This is a genomic window from Streptomyces coacervatus (assembly GCF_029223485.1).
Classification (GTDB): Bacteria; Actinomycetota; Actinomycetes; order Streptomycetales; family Streptomycetaceae; genus Streptomyces; species Streptomyces coacervatus.
Genome location: NZ_JARHTP010000054.1, coordinates 1 through 2,560 on the forward strand (window position 1 = coordinate 1; position 2,560 = coordinate 2,560).

At 68.1% G+C, this 2,560-nt stretch carries 1 protein-coding gene; it reads right to left on the minus strand.

The annotated features are described in order from the left end of the window. A partial coding sequence (locus P2Q00_RS50505) for a type I polyketide synthase (RefSeq protein ID WP_275781979.1) occupies nucleotides 1-2,560 on the minus strand: 2,560 nt, incomplete at both ends.

Here is a 2,560-nt window from a genome sequence, read left to right on the forward strand (position 1 = left end):
CCCTCCGGGCCCACCAGCTCATCCCGCAGATACCGCGCCAGATCACCCGGCGTCGGATAATCGAACACCAACGTCGCCGGCAACCGCAGCCCCGTAACCGACCTCAAGTCATTACGCAGCTCCACCGCCGTCAACGAATCAAAACCCAACTCCTTGAACGCACGGCCATGCGCCACCGCCTGAGGCCCGGCGAAGCCGAGGACTCCGGCGACACTGCGCAGCACCAACTCGAGCAGCTCACGGTCCTGTTCGACCGCGGGCAGACCGGCCAGGCGCTGTCCGAGCGAGGTCGCGGTGCCGCCGGTTGCGGCGTCCACCACGCGTGGCAGCGGAATGCGGACGAGGCCGCGCAGCAGTGCCGGGACCGTCCCGGTGGCGCTGGCCTCAGCCCGCAGCACCGCCAGGTCCAGCCTCATCGGCAGCAGAACCGCCTCATCCACCCCCACCGCCGTGTCGAAGAGGGCCAGCCCCTCCTCCGACGACAGGGCGGCCATTCCGTCACGCGACATCCGGCGCAGGTCACGGTCGCTGAGCGTTCCGGTCATGCCGCTGGCTTCGGCCCACAGACCCCACGCCAGCGCACTCGCCGGCAGACCCTCAGCCCGACGACGCTGCGCCAACCCCTCCAAGAACGCATTCGCCGCCGCATAGTTGCCCTGCCCGGCAGCACCGAACACCGCCGCCGCACCCGAGAACAACACAAACGCCGACAACCCGGCATCCCGCGTCAACTCATCCAGCAGCAACGCCGCATCCACCTTCGGACGCAACACCGCATCCACCCGCTCCGGCGTCAACGACGACAACACACCGTCATCGAGCACACCCGCCGCATGCACCACAGCACACAACGGATACTCAGCCGGCACCGACGCCAACACCCCGGCCAGCGCCTCCCGATCCGCCACATCACACGCCACCAGCGTCACGTCCGCGCCCAACTCACGCAGCCCCGCGACCAGTTCCCCGGCACCATCCGCAGCCATCCCCCGCCGGCTGGTCAGCAGCAGGTGTCGTACGCCGTGCTCGACGACCAGATGCCGGGCCACCAAAGCACCCAACGTCCCCGTCGCACCCGTGACCAGCACCGTCCCACCGGCACCCACACCACCGAAAGACACACCTGTGCCCGCGTCCGCACCGGCCACCGGCACCCGCACCAGACGCGGCACCAGCACCACACCACCACGCACCGCCAACTCCGGCTCACCCACACCCAGCAACGCGGCACCCACCCGCACCACCGAATCATCCACATCCACCAACACCAGACGACCCGGATTCTCCGACTGCGCCGACCGGAACAACCCCCGCGCCGCAGCACCCCCCAGATCCACAACCCCCTCACCCGAAACCGCCTCCACAGCACCCCGGGTCACCAACACCAAACGACCATCCGCAAACCGCTCATCAGCCAACCACGCCTGCACCACACCCAAAACCCGATGCACCACACCACGCACGCCCGACGCATCACCGCCGGCTTCACCCGACGAAGACGAGTCACACTCCACCACCACGACCGACGGCACCGCCCCACCACCGTCCAAGGCCTCCTGGAGCCCGGAAAGGTCGCACGTCGGCAGGACGACCCAGTCGTCGGAGGTACGTGCAGCGTCGTCGGTCTCCGCAACCGGGACGGGGGTCCACTCGACGCGGAAGAGGGAGTCGTGGCGCTCGCCGGCGGCAGCACGCACCTGTTCCGCCGAAGCAGCCCGCAACGCCACCGACTCCACCGACGCCACAGGACGGCCAGCACCATCAGCCACCAGCAACGACACCGCATCGGACCCGACTTCACCAAGCCGCACCCGCAACGACGACGCACCCGCCGCGAACAACGACACCCCACTCCAAGCGAACGGGATCAGCGGACCTGCGTCCGACCCGTCACGACGCTCGGCACTGTCGATACCCACCGCATGGAGGGCGGCGTCGAGGAGGGCCGGGTGCAACCCGAAAGCACCCGCAGCATCAGCCGCCCGCTCCGGCAACACCACCTCGGCAAACAACTCACTCCCACGCCGCCACACACCCCGCAACCCACGGAACACCGGCCCATACCCCAGACCCGACTCCGCAAGCTCCCCATACAACCCCTCCACCCCAACAGCCACCGCACCCTCCGGCGGCCACACCACAAACTCCCCCACACCCACGCCACCGGAACCAGAACCGGCAGACAACACACCCGTGGCATGCCGCACCCACGGCTCACCACCCACCGCATCACGCCGACGCGAAAACACCCCGAACGACCGCCGACCCACCCCATCAGCAGCCTCCACCAACAACTGCACCCGCACACCAACACCCTCAGGAAGCACCAACGGCGCCTCCAACGTCAGCTCCTCAACACCCCCACACCCCACACGCCCACCAGCATGCAACGCCAACTCCACAAACGCCGTACCAGGCAACACCACCTCACCCAGCACCACATGATCCGCAAGCCACCCCTGCACACCCGCAGACAACACACCCGTGAACAAAAACCCATCACTGTCCGCCAACGCCACCGCAGCACCCAACAACGGATGACCCGCAACACCCAGACCGA